The 24283-nt window shown below is 34.2% G+C and carries 24 protein-coding genes and 1 CRISPR repeat array; of the genes, 21 read left to right on the top strand and 3 right to left on the bottom strand.

From position 1 onward, the window contains the following. Positions 1 to 48: 48 nt before the first annotated feature. From tpx to C237_RS13505, 21 genes are all read left to right on the top strand, one after another. A complete protein-coding gene (tpx, locus tag C237_RS0111720; protein ID WP_018676652.1) occupies positions 49 to 546 on the top strand; it encodes a thiol peroxidase in 498 nt (165 codons plus the stop codon). Between the two features lie 111 nt (positions 547 to 657). Further along, positions 658 to 1341, top strand: coding sequence for a J domain-containing protein (locus C237_RS0111715; RefSeq protein WP_018676651.1), 684 nt, complete (start codon positions 658 to 660; stop codon positions 1339 to 1341). A gap of 288 nt (positions 1342 to 1629) precedes the next feature. Further along, positions 1630 to 2400 carry a CRISPR-associated endoribonuclease Cas6 gene (cas6, locus tag C237_RS0111705; protein WP_018676650.1) on the top strand — a complete coding sequence of 257 codons (771 nt, stop codon included), beginning with the start codon at positions 1630 to 1632 and terminating at the stop codon, positions 2398 to 2400. A 57-nt stretch (positions 2401 to 2457) separates the two neighbouring features. Further along, positions 2458 to 4422, top strand: coding sequence for a hypothetical protein (locus C237_RS0111700; protein ID WP_018676649.1), 1965 nt, complete (start codon positions 2458 to 2460; stop codon positions 4420 to 4422). 3 nt (positions 4423 to 4425) lie between these two features. Beyond that, complete coding sequence (locus C237_RS0111695; protein ID WP_018676648.1) at positions 4426 to 5340, top strand: type I CRISPR-associated protein Cas7; 915 nt, start codon at positions 4426 to 4428, stop codon at positions 5338 to 5340. 12 nt (positions 5341 to 5352) lie between these two features. Then, positions 5353 to 6126 (top strand): type I-B CRISPR-associated protein Cas5b, encoded by a 774-nt coding sequence (gene cas5b / locus C237_RS0111690; RefSeq protein ID WP_018676647.1) that lies wholly within the window; start codon positions 5353 to 5355, stop codon positions 6124 to 6126. Further along, positions 6101 to 8902 carry a CRISPR-associated helicase/endonuclease Cas3 gene (locus tag C237_RS0111685; RefSeq protein WP_018676646.1) on the top strand — a complete coding sequence of 934 codons (2802 nt, stop codon included), beginning with the start codon at positions 6101 to 6103 and terminating at the stop codon, positions 8900 to 8902. Before cas5b ends, C237_RS0111685 begins: the two co-directional genes overlap by 26 nt. Further along, on the top strand, positions 8902 to 9438 hold the full coding sequence (gene cas4, locus C237_RS0111680) for a CRISPR-associated protein Cas4 (RefSeq protein WP_018676645.1): 537 nt from the start codon (positions 8902 to 8904) through the stop codon (positions 9436 to 9438). Before C237_RS0111685 ends, cas4 begins: the two co-directional genes overlap by 1 nt. A gap of 127 nt (positions 9439 to 9565) precedes the next feature. Continuing rightward, positions 9566 to 10762 (top strand): ATP-binding protein, encoded by a 1197-nt coding sequence (locus C237_RS0111675; RefSeq protein WP_018676644.1) that lies wholly within the window; start codon positions 9566 to 9568, stop codon positions 10760 to 10762. A 16-nt stretch (positions 10763 to 10778) separates the two neighbouring features. After that, positions 10779 to 11783 (top strand): type I-B CRISPR-associated endonuclease Cas1b, encoded by a 1005-nt coding sequence (cas1b, locus tag C237_RS0111670; RefSeq protein WP_018676643.1) that lies wholly within the window; start codon positions 10779 to 10781, stop codon positions 11781 to 11783. Between the two features lie 41 nt (positions 11784 to 11824). Then, on the top strand, positions 11825 to 12088 hold the full coding sequence (cas2, locus tag C237_RS0111665; protein ID WP_026315671.1) for a CRISPR-associated endonuclease Cas2: 264 nt from the start codon (positions 11825 to 11827) through the stop codon (positions 12086 to 12088). A 206-nt stretch (positions 12089 to 12294) separates the two neighbouring features. Then, positions 12295 to 13316: direct repeats of the CRISPR family, unit length 30 nt; unit sequence CTTATAATTGGATTGTATCAGCATTGAAAT. 95 nt (positions 13317 to 13411) lie between these two features. Beyond that, positions 13412 to 13975, top strand: a complete 564-nt coding sequence (gene gldD, locus C237_RS0111660) for a gliding motility lipoprotein GldD (protein WP_026315670.1) — start codon at positions 13412 to 13414, stop codon at positions 13973 to 13975. Between the two features lie 30 nt (positions 13976 to 14005). After that, positions 14006 to 14926: a PfkB family carbohydrate kinase gene (locus C237_RS0111655; RefSeq protein WP_018676640.1), complete on the top strand. Its 921-nt coding sequence runs from the start codon at positions 14006 to 14008 to the stop codon at positions 14924 to 14926. A 96-nt stretch (positions 14927 to 15022) separates the two neighbouring features. Continuing rightward, positions 15023 to 16390, top strand: coding sequence for a peptidylprolyl isomerase (locus C237_RS0111650; RefSeq protein ID WP_026315669.1), 1368 nt, complete (start codon positions 15023 to 15025; stop codon positions 16388 to 16390). Between the two features lie 97 nt (positions 16391 to 16487). Next, a complete protein-coding gene (locus C237_RS0111645) occupies positions 16488 to 17549 on the top strand; it encodes a glucokinase (RefSeq protein ID WP_018676638.1) in 1062 nt (353 codons plus the stop codon). A 92-nt stretch (positions 17550 to 17641) separates the two neighbouring features. Continuing rightward, complete coding sequence (locus tag C237_RS0111640) at positions 17642 to 18799, top strand: homogentisate 1,2-dioxygenase (RefSeq protein ID WP_018676637.1); 1158 nt, start codon at positions 17642 to 17644, stop codon at positions 18797 to 18799. A gap of 40 nt (positions 18800 to 18839) precedes the next feature. Then, complete coding sequence (locus C237_RS0111635; RefSeq protein WP_018676636.1) at positions 18840 to 20114, top strand: acetyl-CoA hydrolase/transferase family protein; 1275 nt, start codon at positions 18840 to 18842, stop codon at positions 20112 to 20114. 144 nt (positions 20115 to 20258) lie between these two features. Further along, positions 20259 to 20789: a Riean_0653 family protein gene (locus C237_RS0111630; RefSeq protein ID WP_156809757.1), complete on the top strand. Its 531-nt coding sequence runs from the start codon at positions 20259 to 20261 to the stop codon at positions 20787 to 20789. Between the two features lie 19 nt (positions 20790 to 20808). Next, positions 20809 to 21414 carry a Riean_0653 family protein gene (locus C237_RS0111625; protein ID WP_018676634.1) on the top strand — a complete coding sequence of 202 codons (606 nt, stop codon included), beginning with the start codon at positions 20809 to 20811 and terminating at the stop codon, positions 21412 to 21414. An 11-nt stretch (positions 21415 to 21425) separates the two neighbouring features. Then, complete coding sequence (locus C237_RS0111620) at positions 21426 to 21980, top strand: Riean_0653 family protein (RefSeq protein ID WP_018676633.1); 555 nt, start codon at positions 21426 to 21428, stop codon at positions 21978 to 21980. Positions 21981 to 21984: 4 nt separating this feature from the next. Then, positions 21985 to 22596 (top strand): Riean_0653 family protein, encoded by a 612-nt coding sequence (locus C237_RS13505; RefSeq protein ID WP_018676632.1) that lies wholly within the window; start codon positions 21985 to 21987, stop codon positions 22594 to 22596. Positions 22597 to 22659: 63 nt separating this feature from the next. Here the strand turns inward: C237_RS13505 and C237_RS0111605 are convergent, their stop codons facing one another. The 3 genes from C237_RS0111605 to C237_RS0111595 all read right to left on the bottom strand — a co-directional run bounded on the left by C237_RS0111605 (position 22660) and on the right by C237_RS0111595 (position 24216). Next, positions 22660 to 23397 (bottom strand): Mom family adenine methylcarbamoylation protein, encoded by a 738-nt coding sequence (locus tag C237_RS0111605; RefSeq protein WP_018676631.1) that lies wholly within the window; start codon positions 23395 to 23397, stop codon positions 22660 to 22662. A 170-nt stretch (positions 23398 to 23567) separates the two neighbouring features. After that, entirely contained in the window at positions 23568 to 23903 is a 336-nt protein-coding gene (locus C237_RS0111600) for a hypothetical protein (protein WP_018676630.1), read from the bottom strand. Next, positions 23887 to 24216: a hypothetical protein gene (locus tag C237_RS0111595; protein WP_018676629.1), complete on the bottom strand. Its 330-nt coding sequence runs from the start codon at positions 24214 to 24216 to the stop codon at positions 23887 to 23889. Before C237_RS0111595 ends, C237_RS0111600 begins: the two co-directional genes overlap by 17 nt. Positions 24217 to 24283: the final 67 nt, after the last annotated feature.

Genomic DNA, 24283 nt, shown 5'->3' with positions numbered 1-24283 from the left:
AAGTCCTTTTTTATTGTTATATTTGAAGCAACATTAAAAAATAAAACAATGGCGAATATCACATTTAAAGGAAATCCTGCTAAAACAGTAGGTGCATTACCAGAAGTAGGGTCAACATTCAAAGATTTTAAATTGGTTAACGAGGAATTATCAGAAAAATCACTAAACGATTATTCAGGTAAAAGAAAAGTGCTTAATATCTTTCCGAGCATAGATACTGGAGTTTGTGCCGCTTCGGCAAGGAAATTTAATGAAGAAGCCACTCAATTGGACAATACTGTGGTGATTAATATTTCGAGAGATTTACCCTTTGCATTAGGGCGTTTCTGTGCGGCTGAAGGTTTAAATAATGTAGACACTTTATCTGACTTTAGAGGGAGTTTCGGCGAAGATTTTGGAGTAACTTTAGAAGATTCCCCACTTAAAGGTTTGCTAAGTAGAGCAGTGGTGGTATTAGATGAAAATAACAAAGTGCTTTATACGGAACAAGTAGCAGAAATTACCGAAGAACCTAATTATGCTAATGCTTTAGCGGCGTTAAAATAATATTTAATGGTAAGGCATAGATTTTGGAATCTGTGCCTTACTTTTTTTCAATGTTTAGTCATCAATAAGGCTGAAGTATGGTCAAAAATAAAGAATCATTGAAGTGCTAGTATGAAGAATTATTATTATTTTCTTGGTGTTGATGAAGCGGCATCTGCGGAGGATATTAAAAAAGCCTATCGTAAGTTGTCCCTAAAATACCATCCCGATAAGAATAATGACGATACTTTTTTTGTAGAACGATTTCGAGAAATGCAGGAAGCTTATGATGTACTTTCTGATGCTGATTTAAGGGTTTCGTATGATACACAATTGGCTCAATTACAGCGTTCGTTTCGTTCGGATAAGCCACCTTATATCAAGCAATTTCATATTAATAAAGTTAGAGCCAAAAAGGGGGAGGAGGTGATTCTTAATTGGAAGACTCAGAATGCAGATTTGGTGAAAATTATACCTTTTGGTTTAGAAAAAGCTTATGGGGAGCGCCGATTTAAAATCACGGAATTTGATTCTAATGGCGAATTTCAAATTTTACTGAATGCCACAAATACTTTAATACATAAATCGGTTGCAAAAGCGATTGTTATTAAAGAAGTACACTATGATGAATCTTCGGATAGAGTAGACCATCATTTGAATCAAGAATATAAAACTAAAGTTAAAAAACCAGTTTCTAGGCAACCGATGCCGTTTTTCTATTGGCAAAGGATATTTATAATTCAAAAATGGGTTTGGATTATTTTAATAATTGTGATGGTTGTTATTTTAATGACGAAACTATTACGCCATTTTTAGTCTGCCCGGACACTTTTTACAGCGTTTCCCTTTTTTAAATTTTTTACAACATTTTTTCTTCCCACAATAGAGTTCATTTGAAGATGCGTCGTAATTATGAACAGGTAGCGACGGGATTTTAAATGGAATAACTGATGCATTCATGTGGCAAATATAATGCAATTTGTAATAGTTACAAATAAAAATAAAACAATTTTATCAAAATTATTTATTGGTTTTTTGTGAGGGTTAAAGTTTGATAATCTAAAATTTATGATTAATTTTAAACAGTAAAAAATCTTTAATCTTATGCGTATAGAATTGACCATAGATCACTTACCAAACCAAAAATTACCGATTAACTATCCATACCTTATTTCGAGTTGGATTTACCACACTTTGCACCGCTCGGATGCTGATTTTTCCAAATGGCTACACGAACGAGGCTATGAAATCAATGGGAAAAAATACAAGCATTTTTGCTTTTCGATGCTTCGTCCGCAACGGTTTAAAATCCATCCAAAAGAACAAATTTTTGAACTTCAAGAAGCACCCACTCGCTTAATTCTTTCTTTTAACATCGACCAAGGGGCTAAAAATATGGTAAAAAGCCTGTTTCAAAACAATTTAATGGAACTCAAATCAGGAACTCGCTTTAAGTTTTTGGGAATGGTCAATCAAGTGCAATTGCAAACCTTACCCGAGTGGCAGGAACAAATGCGTTATCGTGCCCAAACGCCTATTTGTATTTCTGTGGGTACTGAGGGTAACAATCACGCGGAATATTTACACCCTGCGGATACACGCTATGCTGAGGCTTTTATTTCTAATTTGGTGGACAAAGCGAATGCTTATCTTGGAGAAAAACGATTTGACAAAGAAGAAGTACAGTTTAAATTATTAACTACCGAGCCCAAAGCCAAACTTTGGAAAATCAAGCAAACAAAAGTCAAAGGTTATCTTTTCGATTTTGAATTATCTGCACCCAAAGAATTACAAGAAATCGGCTATCTCGGAGGTTTTGGAACAATGAATGCGTCGCTGGGAATGGGGTATTGTGAGGTGAAGAGAAAGAATTAAAATATTTTTGTTTTTAACAAATAATTATATACCTTTGAAGAGAAATATTCTGTACTTATGCTAAGAGAGTTAATCAATTATACAGAGTCTTTGTCTGAAGAATTTAAAAGTTTGGGGCTAATGCCCAAGTCTGGGTTGCATATTTTGGTTTCGCTGAAAGATAATGGGGAATTAAATATGCAATCGGATTCGATTTCTTTTGACTACTATCACAAAAAGCGAGAGGAGTTAAGTCCTCTTTTGGAGCAATGTATGCGTTTGCAGGAAAATGCTTGGTGTGTAAATACAAACAAATGTTTTGATTTACCAATTAAAGCCATACATACTTGTTCGCCCTATTGTATCGGTTTTAAAAAAGAACACCTAAGAGAAGGAGCGAAATACATTGCTAACGAAGAGAAAAACAAACCTCAAATATACGAGCGATTTGAAGAGAAATATTTCGATAATGCAATAAATTTAGTTAGTGAAGATGAGCGATTACAAAGAGCATTTTCTTCATTTAAAGATTTTATGGTTAAAGGTTCTTGGGAGGTAGTTTTAGAGGATATATTGAATGTTAGACAGACAAAATATCAACATTTTGAACATAAATTAGATGGGCTTCAAAATGACTTAAAGGCTACCAATGATAAGCAAGAAAAGATGAGACTTAAAGAAGAAATAAAAAGTCTTCAGTATCAAATGATGGAAGTGCAGCCTTTAGATGAGGGGGATTATATCTTATTCTATTTGGATTTGCCTTTGGATAGTTATCAATCGGCTCATGATAGGTACTTAGCGGATAAACTTTTCAATACTTCGGATTATAATACAGAACCTAACGACGAAGGTCTTATCTATGGAACTAATGATTTCCTTAATGGTTTTAATTCGAATATGCCATTTTTGATGCATCAAACAGCAACTTTTGATATTACAGGTAGAATCTCAAATAAAGACGCAAAGACGCTTTACGAATTGAGTAAGGTAATGCCAAGAAAAACGCTGCCCAATCCGTTGCCTATTTTCATTTATAATGATGAGTTTAAAAAAAGAGTATTTGCTTTTTATAAGGAAGAGCGATTGAATTTTAGGGATTTGGCAAAAACTTTCTATCAGGATTATTCGGAGGATTTTCAAAATTATTACTTACTTCAATGGGCGAATACACAAAATGGAATTGTATTCAACGATTTTGATTTTGTGGCTAAATTCAATTATTATCTGACAGATGATAAAAATGGATTGAATATTTCCAATTATTTTGAAATCAAAGAAAAAGGAGGGAAAGATTTCATGCGTTATCCATTTCTGAAAACCGTATTTGATTTGGAGGACAAAGTACTGAAATACTTAATACAAAATAAATACCATCGTGTAGATTATTTTTCGGATTTTAAAAAGGAAGACTACGAAAATCGCGATTTAACATTTTTATCATATAGTAAATATAGAAAGGCGGTCTATGATTTTGTTTACAAATCTGACCGAAAAACTATTGGGGTTAAAGAATTTACCGAAATGGTCTTTAATGGTATTTTGGATGATTTAAAAAATAATAATGGCTATGGAATTAAAGAGAAACTAAACCTTTGGTATAGTTTATACGAATTTTTTGATAAAACGGATAAAAATAAACCTACTATGGCAAACAAACTAAAAGAATATCAAAACTTTATTGGGGATTTAATCAATGATAGAGTTGATGCCGAAAAAGTTACAGATGAGCAATTTGCATTTGCTGTTGGTCAAGTCATTTACTATCTGACTTCTAAAAGCAAATCAGATGATACAAGTTATCGATTGATAGACCCATACTTACAAAAGACAAATTGTAGTGCTTTGCAACAGAGAATTACAGAGGATTTTCAACGCTACAGTCACGAGAATTTTTCTGAAAAGTTTAGGAAAGTATCAGCCTTAGTGCTTACTCACGATACATCAATCAATATGAAAGATTTGCAACCTCAAATATTATCGGGGGTTTTTGCGAAAAATCAATTATTTTCTAATTCTGATAAAACAAACGAAAACTCATAAATTATGGCACAAAAATTTAATAACCGCGTGTACGGATTTGCTATTGTCAAGTCTATCAATTCTAATTATAATGCCGACTTTTCGGGACAACCAAGACGCCTGCCTAATGGAATTGTTTATGCCACAGATAAGGCGTTAAAATATTCAATCAGAAATTATTGGAAGAATGCTTTGGGCGAGAAAGTGTTTTATTTCAAATCCCTTTCTGATGATATGGCTCCTCGTACATTGGACGAAACCTATGAGTTGCATTTTGGTAAAACTAAAGAGAAAAAAGGAGCGGGGCTTCGCAAAGAAATTCTGAAAAATATACTTTCAGTTTTAGATGTGAAGTTATTTGGAGGTACTTATGCAGGAGCAACTAATGTTTCTATTCATGGGACTTGTCAAATTACGCACGGGGTCAATCGCTTTCCTGAGAATGTGATTTATTCAGAGCAAATTATGTCGCCTTTTAAGAATTCGAATGAAAAAAGCAAAGATAGTACGATGACAACTTTGGGAACACAATCGAAGTTGGAAGAGGGGCACTATGTACATCATTTTTCAGTAAATCCTAAAAATATTGAAGAAGATACTTCGCGAGTAGGTATAGAAGGATTAACAACCGATGATATTGAAAAATTAAAAGAAGGTTTGCGAAAAGGAGCAAGTTTTTATGATAGTTCAGCAAAATCAGGTACAGAAAATGAATTGTTATTTTGGATAACTCTTAAAGAAGGTTCTAAGTTAGTAATGCCGTCGTTTATTGAATTTGTAGAGATTGATAAAGATAGAAAAATTGATTTGTCGAAAGTCAAAGATTACTTATTACAAAAAGAAGTGGCAAGTGAAATAGAGTCTGTAGAAATTTATTATAATAAGGCAGTTACCCAAGTAGAAAATGCACCTGAAAACGCTGTATTTCATACGATATAAAAATCCTTTCTTATGATGAAGTTAGTTTCATTTGATATACAAAGTGATTTTGCGTTTTTTAGAAAGCCCGAAACCAATAATACGCTTAATGTATCGTATAATATGATACATAAGCCCGCTATTCTCGGGATTTTGGGGGCTATTCTTGGACTTAGAGGCTATGAAGAAAAGGGAATATTACCAGAATATTACGAAAAATTATCGGATATAAAAGTAGGAATTGCTCCATTAGAACACCAAAAAGGCAGTTTTTCTAAAACGCCTATTAAATATACTAATACGGTGGGATATGCCAATAAAGGAACGAATTTTCTTACAGAAGAACTTACTTTGATTGCTCCAAAATATCGTATCTTTATTTTGTTGGATGAACAGAAACCTGAGCAAAAAACGCTTTTAGAACGCTTGCAAATAGGACAATCGGAATATATTCCTTATCTTGGCAAAAATGAATTTACCGCTTGGTGGAGTAATTTCAAAGAGTGGCAATATAGGGAAGGAGCTCCTGAGAAGAATGCTTCTTTTGCAAGTCTTTTTAAGAAAAATCAAGTAGTGAAGGACCACAGCGAAGCATCTTCCGGAGGTTGGGATTTTTTTGATTTGGATATGGAGAATGTGGAGGACGCTTTTATGTATTTTGAGCGATTACCTACGGGATTCAATCTCGATTTGATGCAATATCATTTAGACGAATTGGTTTTTACTAATTACCAAATCCATAATGCTAATAAGATGCCAGATGTGTATCAGTTAGTAGAGAATGAAACCTATGTGCAGTTGTTATAAGAGTGTAGAACAGATTATAAAACATCATTTGGGAAGTGATGGGGTGGAGATGGCACTTCTAAATGCATCCACTTACTATGCACACACACCACCTAACGATAGAAATGTTGCTCCAGAAACATTGGCAGAACATCTCGATAGGGTATTGGGATACACTCAGAAATTGGTTGATAATCATCATTTGGATGAGGTTATCAATCGGCTAATAGAAGAATATTTTTTAGAGGTACAGTTTGAGGTTTCGCCAGAGTTGGTCAATATAACAAAAGAAATTTTTATAAAAAGTATTGCTTATCACGACCATGGAAAAGTCAATGAGAATTTCCAAGTTGTGAAGATGAAAAATCCTCATTTTCAAGGAAAAGAAAATCAGGAAAATGGTATTGAATCGAGGCACTCTACTTTGAGTAGTTTTCTTTTTTTATCTTATACCACCGACGAGATTATGCATCGCTTCTCGGGGCATAAAGAGAGGAGTTGTTTGCTCGGATTGGCATTTTTGTTTTCGTATGGAATATATAGGCATCATAGTTATGCTCTTTTAGATAACTTTTGGGATTATATTTTAGAAGAATCCAAAAGAGTGGAGGTCTTTAAAAGGTATTTAAATCAATTTTCAATTCCATTTAAAAATTCGAAATCGGTCGATTTAATAACCCGAGAGAGATTGGAATTTTATTTAGGGAAAGGGAATGCTTTTGGTCCTTATAAAGAATCGGTTGCTTTGTATCAACTTTTACGCCTAAATTATTCTCTGCTTACAGCATCGGATTATTTAGCGACTTACGATTATATCAATGGAGTGGAAGTGACAGATTTAGGGACTTTTGACAATCATAGAATAGAGGAATTATATTCTAAAATTCAAACCGATGACTTTTTGGATGAGGATAATCAAAAGGTTAATTTTAATAAGAAAACCTTTGAGGAGCTAAATACTTTGAGCCTTGAAAAGCCTACTGAAAAATCAAATGAAAATCTGAACCTACTACGCCAACAAATGGCGGCAGAGGCGATACGAACCCTTCGGAAAAATAAAAACGCTCCCATTTTTTATTTAGAAGCTCCCACCGGTGGAGGAAAGACCAATATCTCAATGTTGTTGGCTTTGGAATTGCTGAGATACGATTCAAAAATCAATAAGGTCTATTATGTTTTTCCATTCACAACCCTTATCGACCAAACTTTTGAGAGTATTAAAACTAATCTGCAATTAAATGAAAAAGAGATAGTTGCTCTACATTCTAAAACTTCATTTGCAAATGAGATAAGTGAAGATGACCAATATGGAGCGGATAAAAGAAATTTGGTTGATAAACTGTTTGTCAATTATCCGATCTGCTTATTATCTCATATCCGATTTTTTGATGTATTAAAATCTAACCGAAAGGAAACGAATTATTTACTACACCGATTAGCAAATTCGATTGTCATTATTGATGAATTACAAAGTTATAATCCTATTCATTGGGATAAGGTAATGTACCTTCTTAATCAGTATGCTAAGTTATACAATATCCGATTTATTTTGATGTCCGCAACGCTGCCCAAAATAGGAATGCTCACGATTGGTGATGCTAAAAGTGATATTATTTCTTTGTTGCCCAATTCAAAAACAGAATATTTTCAAAACCCTAATTTCTCAGATAGAGTAAAAGTTGATTTTTCTTTAGTGCAACATAAGATAACACTTAAAGAATTGGCTTCTATAGTTTTGGAAAAATCAAAGGAATATGCCGAACAAGACTATGGAGAAAGTAAGCCCAAAGGGAGTGTGTTTACTATTGTAGAATTTATCATCAAAAGTTCAACAACACTTTTTGAGAAAAAAATAGACGAAATCAGTGCTTCTTTTTTTGACGAAGTTTTTGTGTTATCGGGAACCATTTTGCACCATCGTAGAAGAGAAATCATCAATTTTATCAAAAGGAAAGAAAATCGTACGAAAAAAATCTTGCTAATTACAACCCAAGTGGTAGAGGCAGGCGTAGATATTGATATGGATTTGGGATTCAAAGACACCTCACTATTGGATAGTGATGAGCAATTGGCAGGAAGAATCAATCGAAATGTTAAGAAGAGCCATTGTCAATTATTTTTATTTAATTACAACAATGCAGGGAGCATTTATAGTCAAGATTGGCGCTATCAATTTCCTGAAAAACAATTGTCTTCTGAAGAAAAGGAGATGATTTTGAACACTAAAGATTTTGATAAATTTTATCAAATAGTTTTAGACCATAAAAATACATTGGAAAAACGGATCGAATTTATTGGAATAGCGGAATATATTGAAGCCATCCGAAAGTTGAAATTTTCGACAGTTCACGAAGAATTCCAACTAATAGACCAAGAAAGTTTGAGTTGTTTCGTGCCAATTCGGGTGCCGATTTGCGTAGAGATTGATTTGGTAGGTCAGTACGAGTCAATTTTTACACCTTCGGATTTAGATTATTTGGCAGAAGCGGGTATTTATCCAGATGATGAACAGAAAATCTGTGGTAAGCAAGTATTTGATTTTTATTTAGAGATGATTCAGTATCCACAATCTTATCAGCAAAGAGTAATTCATTTGAAAAAAATGCAGGGAATTCTATCAAAATTTGTGTTTTCAATGTTTAATTCCAAGAAAAATAAAATTCGTCTGAAAGAATTTATGGATATGGAAAAGAGTGTGTATGGATTTTGTTATCTATCAGATTGGAAGAAAATTTACGATGAAACTTTAGGGCTAAAGGAATGGGAGTTCGACGCGATTGATAACTTATTTATCTGATGAAGAGGAATATCAATGCTACTTTGGTCAATCTATATATTGTTTGTCCTCGTGAATGTTGGCTTCACGCCAATGGCATTACGATGGAGCATTCCTCAGATATGGTGTATGATGGAAAATTGTTGCACGAGATTTCTTATCCGCAACGGGCAGAGAAATATAGCGAGGTGGAATTATCAACCCAATGGAATGCCGTTGCTTTATACGGAAAAGTGGATTTTTACGACCGAAAAGAGAAAATCATACACGAAACCAAACGAGGTAACAAGGTAGAGGAAGCCCACGAATGGCAACTCAAATTTTATATTTGGCTCTTTGAACTCAATGGTATTGAAGGGGTAACGGGCAAGATAGAATATCCCAAACTTCGCCTTACAACAGAAGTGTTTTTGTCCGATACCGAACGAACATTATTAACGAAACTTATTCCCGAAATTCAGAAAACAATTCAGGATGAAAATTGCCCACCGACATTGCAATCTCGTATTTGTAAAAGTTGTAGTTATGGTGATTTTTGTTACTCGGGAGAAGAGTAGAAAGTAGTTTTGTTGTTCTTAGAAAACAATTTTAGGTTGTTTTTGTTGTATTTATGCAACAATTTAGTTTGTATTATGTTGTTGGCACAAAACAATTTTGTATCTTAGCGAGGTAAAAAACATCATTATGGAAGAATTATTTCAATTTCAGACCTATGTTTTGGCTCAGGTGAATCAAAATTTTACGCGCTATTTGTTGCCCAAATTGTATGCAAACGAGCGTCTGTTGGGGATTAAGGGACTGGGTGGGGTTGGGAAAACCACTTTGCTTTTACAATATCTGAAATATCAATACGAGAATAAAAAACAAGGACTATATGTTTCTGCCGATCATCCTTATTTCTATACCCATTCGTTGTTTGATACGGCGCAGTTGTGGTATCAGTCGGGTGGAAAACTATTGATTATTGATGAGGTTCATAAGTACGAAAATTGGTCGAGAGAATTGAAACTTATCTACGACGGATTTCCTGATTTTCAGGTTTTGTTTACCAGTTCTTCCGCCTTGAATTTGTTTCGAGGAGAATCGGATTTGAGTAGAAGGCTTATCGTTCAAAATTTGAATGGAATGTCGTTCCGAGAGTTTCTGAATTTTAGATATGGTCAGACTTTTGAAGCCTATTCGTTGGAGGATATCATCACTCATCATATCGAAATAAGTTCAGAAATTGTTGGGAAAATTAAGATTTTACCTCATTTTCAGATTTATCTAAAGAATGGTTATTTCCCTTTTGTGAAAAATGAGGATGACCCTTTGGTTAATCAAAGAATCATTCAAGTGGTTAATACTATTTTAGAAGTAGATTTGATGAATTCTATGGATTATAGTGCGGCAAATATCAATAAATTGAAAAAACTATTGGGCATCATTGCTGAATCGCCACCTTTTGAACCAAATATTACAAAAATTGCCAATCGATTGAATATCAGTAGAAATAAAGTGTATGATTATATTTATGAGTTGGGAGATGCTTTATTGGTTAGGAATATGAGCCGAACGGGTAAAGGAATGAGCCGATTGCAAAAACCCGATAAGATTTATTTTGAAAACACCTCTTTAGCCCACACGATGACGGCAAATGCTGATATGGGAAGTATCCGAGAGACCTTTTTTTTGAATCAATTGAGCAATGCAAATCACACTTTGAATTTAGTCTCTAAAGGGGATTTTGTGGTGGATGGTCAGTATACATTTGAAGTTGGAGGAAAAAATAAGACGAATAAGCAAATTGCGGGCATTTCCAATGCTTTTATTGCGATGGATGGTATCGAGGTCGGATTTGCTCATAAAATTCCGCTTTGGCTTTTTGGTTTTCTTTACTAAATAATTTCGTAAACCTATGAAAAAAAGTTACTATTTATTCAATCCCGGTCGCCTTTCACGAAAGGACAATACATTGAAATTCATACCTGTAGATAAAGAGGGTAAGGAAGGTCAAGCCAAATATATTCCTGTTGAGGGAGTGAAAAATTTATATTGTTTTGGTGCGTTAGATGCCAACTCAGCGATGTATAATTTTTTGGGTAAAAATCAAATTCCAGTACACTTTTTCGATTATTATGAGCATTATACGGGGAGTTTTATGCCCAAAGATTATTTGTTGAGCGGGAAGGTGGTCGTACAGCAAGTGAAGCATTATTCAAACCAACAAAAACGAATGGATTTGGCTCAAAAATTTGTGTCGGGAGGAGCGTATAATATGCTTCGAAATCTGAAATATTATGCCAAAAGAGAGAAGCAAGTTGCTACCCAAATAGACGCTATTGAACAATATATCGAGCAAATACCGAAAACCCAAGAGGTTGATGAGTTGATGGGGATTGAAGGGAATATTCGAATGACTTATTACGAATGTTTTGGGGAAATTATCAATGATTTTGAGATGAATAACCGAGTGAAGCAACCACCTAATAATGAAGTGAATGCTCTGATTTCGTTTCTCAATATGATGTGCTATACCACTTGTTTGGATCAATTGTACCATACACAGTTGAACCCTACGATTAGTTTTTTGCACGAGCCAGGATTTCGTCGGTACTCGTTGGCGTTGGATTTAGCGGAAATTTTTAAGCCTATTTTGGTCGATCGTTTGATTTTCTCTTTGATGAATAAAAAGCAAATTCAGACTTCTGATTTCGATAGACACCTCAATAGTTGTTTGTTAAAGGAATCGGGGTGTAAGAAAGTATTGCGCTCTTGGGAAGAAAAACTAAATGAAACCATTAAACACCGTACGCTTAATAAAAGTGTTAGTTACAAGCATCTGATAAAATTGGAGTGCTATAAAATCGTAAAGCAAATCATGGGAATTGAGGAATATCAAGCCTTTAAGGCGCGGTGGTAAAAAAAGAATAAAAGTTGTATATTTACATAAAATTTTGGAAAGTGTACTGTATTTTGGTTTATGATATAGGAGAAAAACGCGTTGCTAAGATGCTCAAATTGTGCAGACAATACCTCAATTGGATACAAAATAGTGTTTTCGAGGGAGCGATTAGCGAGGTGAAACTTAAAGAATTAATTGCCAAAGCCAAACAAATCATGGATGAGGAGGAAGACAGTCTAATCATTTTCAAATCACGCGATGAAAAATGGTTGGATAAGCAAGTGGTAGGTAAGGAAAAAAATGATTTGGATAACTTTTTGTAGTCGTCGAACTACCCAAAATAGAAGCGTTCTTTGACATACTGAAAAAATAAAATTTATAATAGGTTGAAATATAGATAATTATATTGTCGTCTATCCTAGGGGGTAATCATATCATTGAGGGTAGACGACAATTTTACCAAAAAAGTCGTATATTTGCTGTGATTTTACTATTGAAAATCAAAGAGTTGTTATTTTTGGGATAACGGCTTATAATTGGATTGTATCAGCATTGAAATAATTTTTAGAAAGCAAAAAATTTAAAAAAAATTTAAAACTTATAATTGGATTGTATCAGCATTGAAATAAGCGATTGAAGCAAGTGGAGAGATGTGTAAAAAGTCTTATAATTGGATTGTATCAGCATTGAAATTACATACATATATATATATATACAGGATAACAAAAAACTTATAATTGGATTGTATCAGCATTGAAATCGGCGGGTATAACCTTCTGCTTTTCGTTTAAATTTACTTATAATTGGATTGTATCAGCATTGAAATGGTAAGGCTATAACATTAACCATAGTGGTCTAATGTCTTATAATTGGATTGTATCAGCATTGAAATGGAGGTTACAGTAGCATCAGGATTAAGTTATTGATTCTTATAATTGGATTGTATCAGCATTGAAATATGTAATTTATCGCTTGTCAGTTGGTTGTTCCCTTTCCTTATAATTGGATTGTATCAGCATTGAAATATGAAAATTTAGGTTCTTTTCTTTGAAAATACCCCCACTTATAATTGGATTGTATCAGCATTGAAATCTTCTTAAAAAAAGATTCTCACCTAAATACACACCATCTTATAATTGGATTGTATCAGCATTGAAATAGCAGTTACAAAATAATTTAAAATAATTTAAAAATACTTATAATTGGATTGTATCAGCATTGAAATGAGTTCTGCTCCCTAAATCTTTGGGTTCTTTCTACTTATAATTGGATTGTATCAGCATTGAAATAGCAGTTACAAAATAATTTAAAATAATTTAAAAATACTTATAATTGGATTGTATCAGCATTGAAATTTCAAAAGTTATAAGCAGTAGTTTCGTAATTCCAGCTTATAATTGGATTGTATCAGCATTGAAATTAAACTTACACTTAAAACTGAGGAGGCAGCTGATTCTTATAATTGGATTGTATCAGCATTGAAATTTGGTTTGAGGCACTAAATCACCTTTCAAAGTACCCCTTATAATTGGATTGTATCAGCATTGATACCAATAAAGAAAAATAGATGCTATTTCGCATAGTAAAATTTTAAAATCTAAAGAAGGATATAGTACTCTTATCACTAAAAATATTATATTTGCAAAGTGTATAAGAAGATAGTAGTGTATGGCTTTGGTTTAGCAGTGTTGGCAGGGTGTCAGCAGGAGACTGTTCCCAAACCAAAAGGTGAACTTAGATTGGAATATCCGCAGGCTCAATATCAAGATTTTAAAAGCCCTTGCGGATATGGTTTTGAGTATTCCGATTTTGCAACAATTTCTGGTGCCAAGCAAACCCCATGCTGGTATAATCTAAGCTACCCAAAGATGAAAGCTAATGTTTTTATCACTTACTTCCCTATAAAAAACGATTTTAATTTGCATATAAAAGAAGCCGAAAAGATGGTCTACGAGCACACCATAAAAGCATCGGCTATAGAAACCAAATCGTTTAGCTATCCCGAACATCAGGTCTTTGGTAATTTTTATGAATTAAAAGGAGAAACGGCCTCTAATATTCAGTTTTATATTACCGATAGCACCCATCATTTTGTAACGGGAAATCTTTATTTTAATACACGACCTAAGCCAGATTCTTTGGCGCCTGCCATAGATTATATAAAACAAGATATACTGCATTTAATAGAAACTTTTAAATGGCAGAAATAGAACTAACAAAAACTAACATAATAGATTAATATGAAACTTTTAGCCGTAGGAACCATTGCTTTTGATGCTATAGAAACCCCGTTTGGGAAGACAGATAAAACCCTTGGTGGGGCAGCCACTTACATCGGGCTTTCGGCATCGGTATTGGATTCTAGCGTTTGCCTAGTCTCTGTAGTCGGGGGCGATTTTCCTAAAGATGGACTAAAAATGATGACGGACAGAAACATCAATATTGATGGGGTAGAGGTGATAGAAGAGGGGAAAACTTTCTTTTGGTCTGGAAAGTATCATAATGATTTAAACGCCCGAGATACCATTACTACTGAACTGAATGTTTTGGAAAATTTTGACCCTAAAGTTCCAAATATTGCAAAAAATGCAGAGATGTTATTGCTAGGAAATTTACATCCTAAAGTCCAAATGTCGGTTTTAAAACAAATGAACCAAAGACCAAAAGTGGTGATTTTGGATACTATGAATTTCTGGATGACTCATACTTGGGACGCTCTTTTAGAGATTATAGCACAAACGGATATTATTTGTATTAATGATGAAGAAGCCCGAATACTTTCTGGGGAATATTCGCTAGTAAAAGCGGCACAGAAAATTCAGGAGCTAGGGCCACATTTTGTGATTATCAAAAAAGGGGAACACGGCGCTTTGTTGTTTAATGAGCATCAGGTTTTTGCCATTCCAGCCTTGCCTTTAGAGGAAGTATTTGACCCAACTGGTGCGGGCGATACTTTTGCAGGTGGTTTTGCAGGATATTTGTCTAAAACCCAGAATTTCAGTTTTGAAAATATGAAAATGGCATTGATTGTAGGTTCTGCAATGGCATCTTTTACCGTAGAAAAATTTGGTACAGAACGATTGATTGAAGTGGACGAAGAAAAGCTAAGAGCCCGAATTAATGAGTTTAAAAAACTGACATCCTTTGAGGTAGAACTTTAGTAGCATACTGAAATTTTAAGAAATAATTATAATAAATTTTAAAGCAAAATCCATATTAAATCCTATTTTTGCACTCTAAGTAAAAAATAATAGATGATGAATCAAACTTATAGAATTAGTATTTTATGTACAATCATGTTGTTCTTGTTGAGTTCCAACATGAAGGCACAATTGAAACCAGGTGAATTGGTAGATGGGATAGCCGCCGTAGTAGGGAATGAAATTGTCCTAGAGTCGGATATCGAACAGCAAGAAAACTATGCAAAACAACAAGGCGCTAAGTCCGTAGACCGTTGTGAGTTTCTAGAGAATATGTTGAATAACAAATTATTGATTTACGAAGCCAAAAAAGATACTTTAATAGAAAACCAATCCGAAGCTATTAAAAAGCAAGCGGATGCCAAATATAACGAATTATTATCTCAATTCCCTTCGGAAAAAGCCTTGTTAGAAGCGTACAAATTCCGAAACTCTTATGAAATGAAGTCGGCAATTGAGCAAATTGATTCTGACCAATATTACGGACAGCAGAAATACGCTAGAGTAACGCAAGGAATCAACATCACACCAAATGAAGTAACGGATTTTTATAATGTATACAAATCCCAGTTGCCGATGGTAAAAGATGAGGTTACTTTAGCGAAAATTACAATTCGCCCAGAGTTGACTAAGGCACACAAGCAAGAAATAATCGACAAGCTCAATAAAATTAAAAAAGATATTGAGAATGGTGAGAGTTTTGAGCAAATGGCAAGAATCTACTCTGAAGACCCAGGTTCTGCGGCTAAAGGTGGACTCTATGAAAATATTGCTAAAGGAGCGATGGTAAAACCTTTTGAAGCTGCAGCACTCAATTTACAAGAAGGTGAAATCTCTAAGCCTATTGAGTCTGAGTTTGGTTACCACATTATCCAATTGATTAAAAAAAGAGGTAAAAACTACGATGCGAGACATATCTTACTAAAAGCTGAACCTAATGCTGAGGAAATGGCAAATGCCAAAAAAGAATTGAATAAAATAAGACAGCAAATTTTAGATGGAAAATTAACCTTTAAGGAAGCAGCGTTTAAATATTCTGATGACAAAGCAACGAAATTCAATGCTGGGATGATCGCCAATGCTGCTGGTTCGGATAAATTGGAAAAAATAAATTTGCCACCTACTTACAGTTACCAAATTGTAGGACTAAACGAAGGGGATATGACTGAGGCTTTTGAAGATGATTTGGATAAAGACAAAAAGCGCGTGAGTTTACTTAAAGTCATTAAGGAAATTCCAAGCCATACCTTAGATTTATCAACCGACTATGAAAGAATAAAAGAATATGCCCTTAACAAAAAAAGAGGGGAAGTCGTGGAAAAATGGATAGACCAAAGGTTGCCAGATACCTTTATTTCAATAGACAATCGCTATAAAGATTGCAAATTCAAAACCGATTGGAATAAACAAGCACTTACAAAATAACTGATAAAAATCCTTTCTTTAAAAAGAATGGATTTTTTATTTTTATAAAACAAAATAATCTGCTATATTTGAAACCTCACTTTAAATAAATGTAGATATGCCGTTCCAAAATCAATTTCCTTTATATTTTCCGGGTAAACAAAATACCGAAAATCAGAATATGACGCTTGTCGTTGCCAATGTTAAGCAAAATAAAACAAGAATCGCATTTTGTAAAGTAGAACAAGGCGAACTGAGCCTTGGTGATTTAAAAGAATATCCTACCCAAGATTATCAAAATTATAGCGATATATATATTCAGTTTTTACAAGATACACAATTAGAAAAACCTAATGCGCTTGTAGTGGCTGTGCCAGGTCCAGTGATGAATAACCATTGCACAACGGATAATTTACCATTTGACTTGACGGCGGATACCATTAAAGAAAAAACTCAGGTAGATAGTGTTTATCTTATTAATGATTTAAAAGCGACGGCTTACGGGTTGGCAAGTGTTAAAGAAGATGATATTTCGATGATTCAAAATCCATCTAAAACCAATTATAGCGAAAAAGGTAATGTGGCGATTTTAGCGCCAGGTAGAGGACTTGGGGAAGCAGGTCTATTTTGGGATGGCGAGTGTCTAAGACCATTTGCTACGGAAGGAGGACACTCCGAATTTTCGCCGCGTGCGATTAATGAATTGGATTTATATCAGTTCCTTAAAACCATTTATAATATTGTAAGTTGGGAAACCGTATTGTCCAACGAAGGCTTGTTTAATCTGTTTAGATTTATTAGAGATGTAAGACGCCAGCAAGTGCCTCAAGAACTAACGGATAAAATCAACGAGACACCTTTAAGACACGAAATTATTGTTGAGAAAGGACTGAGTAAAGAGAATAGAGCGTGTGAGCTTGCCATAAATACTTTTGTGGAATTTTTAGCCAGAGAAGCCAGCAATTTAGTTTTAAAATTAAAAGCTACGGGTGGGCTTATTATTACGGGAAGTATTGCCAATCAGTTGGAATCGTTACTGAACCAGCCTAAATTCTACGACACTTTTGTGATGAGTGATAAAATGCAGAATGTACTTAATAATACGCCTATTTACCTTCTGAAAAGCAAAAATACAACCTTGCTTGGGGCGGCTTATTTCGGTGCATTTGGCAAGAAATAATTGGAGGCTTTACCGCATGGAATAGTTATGCAAAGGGTTTTTAATTGTGATAAAAATTCCGTAACTTTGGATGGTATCAAAATTCTGAACTTATGAGATATATACAATTAGGTAATATACCACCGAAGCGCCATACCATTTTCAAATCCGAAAACGATGCGTTTTACTATGAACAATTGTTTGGCACCGAAGGGTTTCATGGCATTGCTTCATTACTTTATCATATCCATCGTCCTACACAAATCAAATCGGTAGGAACAGTGAAAGATGTAACGCCTAAAATTGCCGTTCAGAAAAATGTAACGCCTAGAATGTTTAAAGGCAAAAATGTAACGCCAGAGCGTGATTATTTAGATAGCCGAAAGGTACTTTTGCTTAATAACGATTTAAAAATGGGCTTGGCAAAGCCTAAATCTTCAACCAAAGATTATTTTTATAAAAATGCAGGGTGCGACGAATTATTATTTGTACACGAAGGCTCTGGAATACTAAAAACTTTTGTAGGGAATTTAGAATTTTCAGTTGGTGATTATCTTGTCATCCCCCGAGGAACGATTTATCAAATAGATTTCGATACAGAAGAGAATGTCTTATTTTTCTTAGAAAGCCATTCCCCTATATATACCCCTAAGCGCTATAGAAACGAGTTTGGACAGTTATTGGAACATTCGCCGTTTTGTGAGCGAGATATCATGGTGCCAACTTTTGTAGAGCCTAAAGATGAAAAGGGTGAATTTCTCATTAAAGTAAAAAAAGAAAATCAAATTACAGATTTTATCTATGCCACCCATCCGTTTGATGTGGTCGGTTGGGACGGTTATTTTTACCCATATAAATTTAATATTAAAAACTTTGAACCTATTACGGGAAGAATCCATCTACCGCCACCGATTCATCAAAATTTTGAGGCGCATAATTTTGTGGTGTGTTCTTTTGTGGCGAGAATGTACGACTATCATCCCAAAGCCATTCCTGCACCGTATAACCATTCAAATATTGATAGTGATGAGGTGCTATTCTATACCGAAGGCGATTTTATGAGCCGAAATCATATTGATTTAATGGACTTTACATTGCACCCAGGCGGTATTGTGCATGGACCACACCCTGGAGCGATGGAACGAAGCATTGGTAAAAAATTCACCGAAGAATATGCGGTGATGGTAGACCCTTTTAGACCTTTACAAATTACCGAAGAAGCCTTAAAGATAGAAGACCCTTCTTATGTCACCAGTTGGCTAGAAAAATAAAAAAAAACAATAATAATCAATAGTATAATTTATAAAATATATGAATTCTTATGTAAGTGCCGAAGAGGCAATATCCATTATAAATAGCGGGGAGCGTGTTTTTCTACATGGTAGTGCGTGTACCCCCAATTATTTAATAGATGAACTAGCAAGGCAATCGCATCGTTTAAAAGATGTAGAAGTGGTATCCATTACCCAGCAAGGGAATATGGAAATTGCTAAACCTCAGTACCAAGATAGTTTTTATATCAATTCTTTATTTGTGTCTACGCCAGTAAGAGAGGCGGTCAATACGGGAAGGGGTGATTTTGTTCCAGTATTTTTAAGTGAAATTCCTTTGCTGTTTAAAAAGAAAATTTTAGAATTAGATACGGCTATCGTTACGGTATCGCCACCAGATGTACATGGCTATTGTACTTTGGGAACTTCGGTGGATATTGCTAGAGCAGCAGTAGATACGGCTAAAAAAATCATTGCTATTGTCAATCCTAAAATGCCAAGAACCCATGGTAATGGGATGGTTCATATCAAGAGATTTGATAAAATGGTGTGGCATGAAGAGGAACTTCTAACCATAGATTATGGCTCTAAAGTGACCGATGTAGAGAGACAGATAGGTCATAATGTGGCTCAATTGATAGACGATGGTACTACGCTGCAAATGGGGATTGGAACGATTCCAGATGCAGTATTGAAATGCCTTAACAATCATAAAAACTTAGGGATTCATACCGAAATGCTCAGCGATGGTGTGATTGATTTAATCCAAAATGATGTGGTGAATAATAAGTTTAAAGGTGTTCATGAAAATAGAACGATTACGAGTTTCTGCTTTGGAACCAAACGCTTATACGATTTTGTAGATGATAATCCTTCCATTGCATTTCTAGATGTACAAAAGGTAAACTATCCTATCGAAATCATGAAAAACAAAAAAATGACGGCTATTAATTCTGCCATAGAAGTGGATTTAACAGGTCAGATTTGTGCGGACTCTATTGGAACTTACCAGTTTAGTGGAATTGGTGGACAGATGGATTTTATGAGAGGTGCTGCGCTTAGCGAAGATGGGAAGCCTATTATCGCTATATCTTCTAGAACTAAAAAAGGTGTACCGAGAATTGTCCCATTCTTAAAAGAAGGTGCAGGGGTAGTGACTACGCGTGGGCATATCCACTATGTGATTACAGAATATGGAACGGCGTATCTTTATGGTAAAAACTTAAGACAAAGAGCCAAAGCTTTAATTGAAATTGCCCATCCAGATGACAGAGAAATGTTGGATAAAGCCGCTTTTGAGAGGTTTAAAGTCTAAATGATAGATTGAATATAAATTATCAATTCCGTTCATAATATTGCTATGAACGGAATTTTTTTTAATGAAATGGCTTTTGAATTAAAATTTTTATTAACTTTACGGGGGTATAGTAATTATTAACTTTTTAAATCTATGTACATTATGAAAACCAAATTATTTTTAATCTTATTGATTAGCTTAATTATAGTAAGCTGTAAAGAAAGAGATGCCGATCCAGATGTATTACCTGCGGCTACTCAAACGGGTGCAAATACTGCTGGTTGCTTAGTGGATGGTAAAGTATGGGTCGCCAGTAAGAAGTTTATAAATCCAATAGGGGGATTAGGAACATATGCAATGAGTGATAAAAACTCTACTAGAATACGAGTTGACTTAAGAAGCATTTCTGATAATAGTAGAATACATATTATATTAGATAAAGAGAATTTTATTATTAATCATACATATGATATCCCTATATTTATTGATGAATATAATAGCATAGGAATGTCTTATTCTGTAAACGGAAATACATATTATTCAAAACCTAATAAGTCAAGAGGTAAAATAAAAATAACTCGTTTAGATATTCCAAAAAATATAGTCTCTGGGACATTTGAGATTGATGTTATAGATGAAAAGGGTAATGTAATTCACATTACAGAAGGACGATTTGATAAAAAATTTGACTAATCTTAAATCTATATAAATTATGAAAACAATTTTAAAATTTTCAGTTTTGTCAGTAAGCCTATTACTTACTACTTGTAAAGATCGAACAATGGAGGAAGCTCAAGAAAAACTTCCTCCTATTACTCAAAACGGAGCTAATACCGCAGGGTGTGTCATCAATGGTTACATTTTAGTTCCCAAAGATGGTATAAACTCTATAAGTGGACATAAAGTTAGAGGGTTAGGAGGATATATAGGTGCTAATTTTTATACACCTATATTAGGGGATGATTATTTATCCTTAAAAATTTCAAATTTAAAAGATAAAGGAAAATCATATTGGATTTATTTATATATGAATAATCTTAAAAATGGCGTTGGTGAATACACAATTGGTCGCGGATACGCCGAGATAGCCCCTATTGGAGATCATCCCTACATTTTTGTAAGAGAAACAAATAATAATATTAGCGGTGCCATTTACCTTTCGGGTGATAATTCAGGGAGAGTAACAATAACTAAACTTACAAAGAATGTTTGTTCTGGAACTTTTTCTGGAATAGTTTACAATGAAGATAATCCTACAGAAAAAATCCAAATTACTGATGGAAGGTTTGATATTAATATTACAATGCAACCTAAATAATAGTTTAAAATATGAAAACAATTTTAAAATTTTCAGTTTTGTCAGTAAGCCTATTATTTACTACTTGTAAAGACCGGACAACGGAGGAAGCTCAAGAAAAACTTCCGTCTATTACCCAAAACGGAGCTAATACCGCAGGATGTTTGGTAAACGGAAAGGTACTAGTTCCTAAAAATGGAGTTTCTGCAATTCCTACTGTTTACGGATTAACCATTGACATAAGTAATTATACTCCTGGGTATTATATAGATTTGTATAATGTTGAAGAAAAAAGACGTATATACATATATGTACAGAGTAAAAATAAAACAGGAAACTTCACTATAAATCAATCGAATGGTAATGGCACAGGGACATCCCAAACGCTTTCTCAAATGTTTTATGAAATAGATAATAAAAAATACCTTTCGTCAGACCATTCGGGTTTAATTACCATTACCAGATATGATTATCCGATAGTTTCAGGAACTTTTTCAGCAACGCTTTACAATGAAGACAATCCCTCGGAAAAAATCCAAATTACCGATGGAAGATTTGATATTAATGTAACAACCTTAAATCAATAAAATTATGAAACATTTATTTTCAGCCTTGTTAGTAGGTCTCTTGCTTACTACTTGTAAAGAACGAACCTCGGAAGATCCTCAAAATCAACTGCCTCCTATTACTCAGAACGGAGCTAATACCGCAGGGTGTTTAGTGAATGGAAAGGTATTAGTTCCTAAAAATGGAACACAAAATTTCGGAGGTCCTCCTGCTTATGGTTTATTTATCTCAAGGCTTTATGGAAGCTTTAGATTAGATATTAAAAACTATAAAAACGATGGATTCGTACATATGTATATCAGTAAGTTAGATGATAATAAAGTTACTTACAATATAGGACAATCGGATGGACAACCTTTTGAGCCGCATTCAAATAGTTCAGAAGCACAACTATATGCTGTTAATAATAATAATATATATATATCTTCTGCCAATTCAGGTACTATCAGTATAACTAAAAATTCATATCCTATTATTTCAGGAACTTTTTCTGCATCCCTTTATAATAAGGATAATCCATCAGAAAAAATCCAAATTACCGATGGAAGATTTGATATTAATGTAGCAACTCTTAATAAGTATAATCGCCAAATCGAAAAATCGGATTTTTGCAAACGAAATGTCCAAAAAAAATAAGGCTCTGATGATTACATTAGAGCCTGTTTTTTATCCTAAATTTAATGTCCGTTTAAGCGGTGTTTAAATTTCTGCTATCATTTTGATTAGGTTTTGTTTTATCTTCTCTCGGTCTCTTTCCCACTTGATTGGGTATTCGCCTTTATTATATGGTGGATAGGGCTTCTGAGGTTTTTTAAACTTAAAGTGCTTACAAAAAGGATAAATGTAGCGATAGGTATCTACCTTAAAATGCTCAAAATCGTTTAATAAATACGCTATATTCTCTCGAATATAAATAGAGCGACAAGTAGAGTTTGTGAGGTTCTGCTGGTGCGTTATTTCGCCCGTTCGTTTGTTTCTCAGGAATACCGTTTGATGTTTCCCGAAATACTTAAAATTAGAGGCTTTATATATCGTCCCACACCCCAAACGACCGTCTGCGAACGACTGCACCGCTACCACATTTTTATTTATTTTCCGAATGGCTTTTAATGAATGGGCTATCAATAAACTTTCTGCATTCTTTCCAAGTCTATCATCTATCCACATGCGGTTTAGCTCTATCATTATAGCATTGGGGTTTGGGTGTGTAAATATCTTTGCTTTTAAATTCTTCATATAACCATACACCGTCACGCCTAAGCATTGTATTTCTAATTCCGCTCCCTCTTGGAATATTCCAAAATTATAAAGCCCGAAGGACGCGTTATTCCATTTGTGTGAGTAGTGGTTTTTAATGATTAACTCTTTGGCTTTAGCCTTGCTTATTGGCTTTATTACCAAATTACCCAATGATTTTGTTTTAATTCTTATTTCCATAGTTTTGTTTTTTTGTTTATTTTTGTCGCTCCTACGGTAATAAATACAAAACCCACAATCAGAAGACTTTTTAGTCCTCCAACTGTGGGCTTTGTGCTAAATTAAATTACCGTAGGAAGTTTTTTAATTTGTTGGAGGACAATTTTTATCGCCTATCCTCCCTCGGCGTTTTAAAACCTTTTTAAATACTTTTTAAAAGCATATCTTTTGCGGTTTTTTAAATACTCTAAATCACTTTGATTGCCGTACGCTTCCCGTTCAAAAACAATATTTCTATACGCTTCTCTATGGTTTTTGTACTTAAACAAATTATAGAGATAATTTAAGCCGTACCAAATGAAAAACGGCAATACTAACAACTCTTTTTGTTGCTGGATATGGATTGCCTCGTGATTTAACAATACTTTGTTTTCTTTATACTCCGCTTTTGCTAATACAACAAAAGGAAATAATGAAATACCAGAGTAACCCTTTGGAACAAAGCGTTTATTAATTACTATTTTCATCTTCACTCGGGTTTTGTTCTTCCGCTTTAGTAGAAAAATTAGCGTTGATAATATCTAACATCGTAGTAAATACGGCGTTTACAATTTGTAAATCCTCTGCACTCGTTACGCCTTGCCCGTTAAGATTAAGACCGCCGTTTTTTGAGTAGTTTCCAGATAAGTTTTTCCCCTCTTGCGACTGTGTTGTAAAACTTACCATTTGCGGGGTTGGTGTCGTTTGGTCGGTTTCAAATTGATAGTAAACTTGTCTATCGTTTACATTTTCCATTAGCGTTGTTGCCACTCTCTCGTTGATTTTTGTTAAATTTTTCATAGTTAATTAGTTTTAGGTTTTATTTTTTTCTTTTTGTTATTATTCCACTATTAGTGCTTATATTAGT

It is taken from the genome of Riemerella columbina DSM 16469 (assembly GCF_000374405.1).
Classification (GTDB): domain Bacteria; phylum Bacteroidota; class Bacteroidia; order Flavobacteriales; family Weeksellaceae; genus Riemerella; species Riemerella columbina.
This window is presented reverse-complemented; position numbering and strand designations above follow the sequence as displayed.

Coding starts and splice junctions, on each gene's coding strand:
- tpx (WP_018676652.1), top strand. CDS start 49: ATGGCGAATATCACATTTAAAGGAAATCCTGCTAAAACAGTAGGTGCA.
- C237_RS0111715 (WP_018676651.1), top strand. CDS start 658: ATGAAGAATTATTATTATTTTCTTGGTGTTGATGAAGCGGCATCTGCG.
- cas6 (WP_018676650.1), top strand. CDS start 1,630: ATGCGTATAGAATTGACCATAGATCACTTACCAAACCAAAAATTACCG.
- C237_RS0111700 (WP_018676649.1), top strand. CDS start 2,458: ATGCTAAGAGAGTTAATCAATTATACAGAGTCTTTGTCTGAAGAATTT.
- C237_RS0111695 (WP_018676648.1), top strand. CDS start 4,426: ATGGCACAAAAATTTAATAACCGCGTGTACGGATTTGCTATTGTCAAG.
- cas5b (WP_018676647.1), top strand. CDS start 5,353: ATGATGAAGTTAGTTTCATTTGATATACAAAGTGATTTTGCGTTTTTT.
- C237_RS0111685 (WP_018676646.1), top strand. CDS start 6,101: ATGAAACCTATGTGCAGTTGTTATAAGAGTGTAGAACAGATTATAAAA.
- cas4 (WP_018676645.1), top strand. CDS start 8,902: ATGAAGAGGAATATCAATGCTACTTTGGTCAATCTATATATTGTTTGT.
- C237_RS0111675 (WP_018676644.1), top strand. CDS start 9,566: ATGGAAGAATTATTTCAATTTCAGACCTATGTTTTGGCTCAGGTGAAT.
- cas1b (WP_018676643.1), top strand. CDS start 10,779: ATGAAAAAAAGTTACTATTTATTCAATCCCGGTCGCCTTTCACGAAAG.
- C237_RS0111655 (WP_018676640.1), top strand. CDS start 14,006: ATGAAACTTTTAGCCGTAGGAACCATTGCTTTTGATGCTATAGAAACC.
- C237_RS0111650 (WP_026315669.1), top strand. CDS start 15,023: ATGAATCAAACTTATAGAATTAGTATTTTATGTACAATCATGTTGTTC.
- C237_RS0111645 (WP_018676638.1), top strand. CDS start 16,488: ATGCCGTTCCAAAATCAATTTCCTTTATATTTTCCGGGTAAACAAAAT.
- C237_RS0111640 (WP_018676637.1), top strand. CDS start 17,642: ATGAGATATATACAATTAGGTAATATACCACCGAAGCGCCATACCATT.
- C237_RS0111635 (WP_018676636.1), top strand. CDS start 18,840: ATGAATTCTTATGTAAGTGCCGAAGAGGCAATATCCATTATAAATAGC.
- C237_RS0111630 (WP_156809757.1), top strand. CDS start 20,259: ATGAAAACCAAATTATTTTTAATCTTATTGATTAGCTTAATTATAGTA.
- C237_RS0111625 (WP_018676634.1), top strand. CDS start 20,809: ATGAAAACAATTTTAAAATTTTCAGTTTTGTCAGTAAGCCTATTACTT.
- C237_RS0111620 (WP_018676633.1), top strand. CDS start 21,426: ATGAAAACAATTTTAAAATTTTCAGTTTTGTCAGTAAGCCTATTATTT.
- C237_RS13505 (WP_018676632.1), top strand. CDS start 21,985: ATGAAACATTTATTTTCAGCCTTGTTAGTAGGTCTCTTGCTTACTACT.
- C237_RS0111605 (WP_018676631.1), bottom strand. CDS start 23,397: ATGGAAATAAGAATTAAAACAAAATCATTGGGTAATTTGGTAATAAAG.
- C237_RS0111600 (WP_018676630.1), bottom strand. CDS start 23,903: ATGAAAATAGTAATTAATAAACGCTTTGTTCCAAAGGGTTACTCTGGT.
- C237_RS0111595 (WP_018676629.1), bottom strand. CDS start 24,216: ATGAAAAATTTAACAAAAATCAACGAGAGAGTGGCAACAACGCTAATG.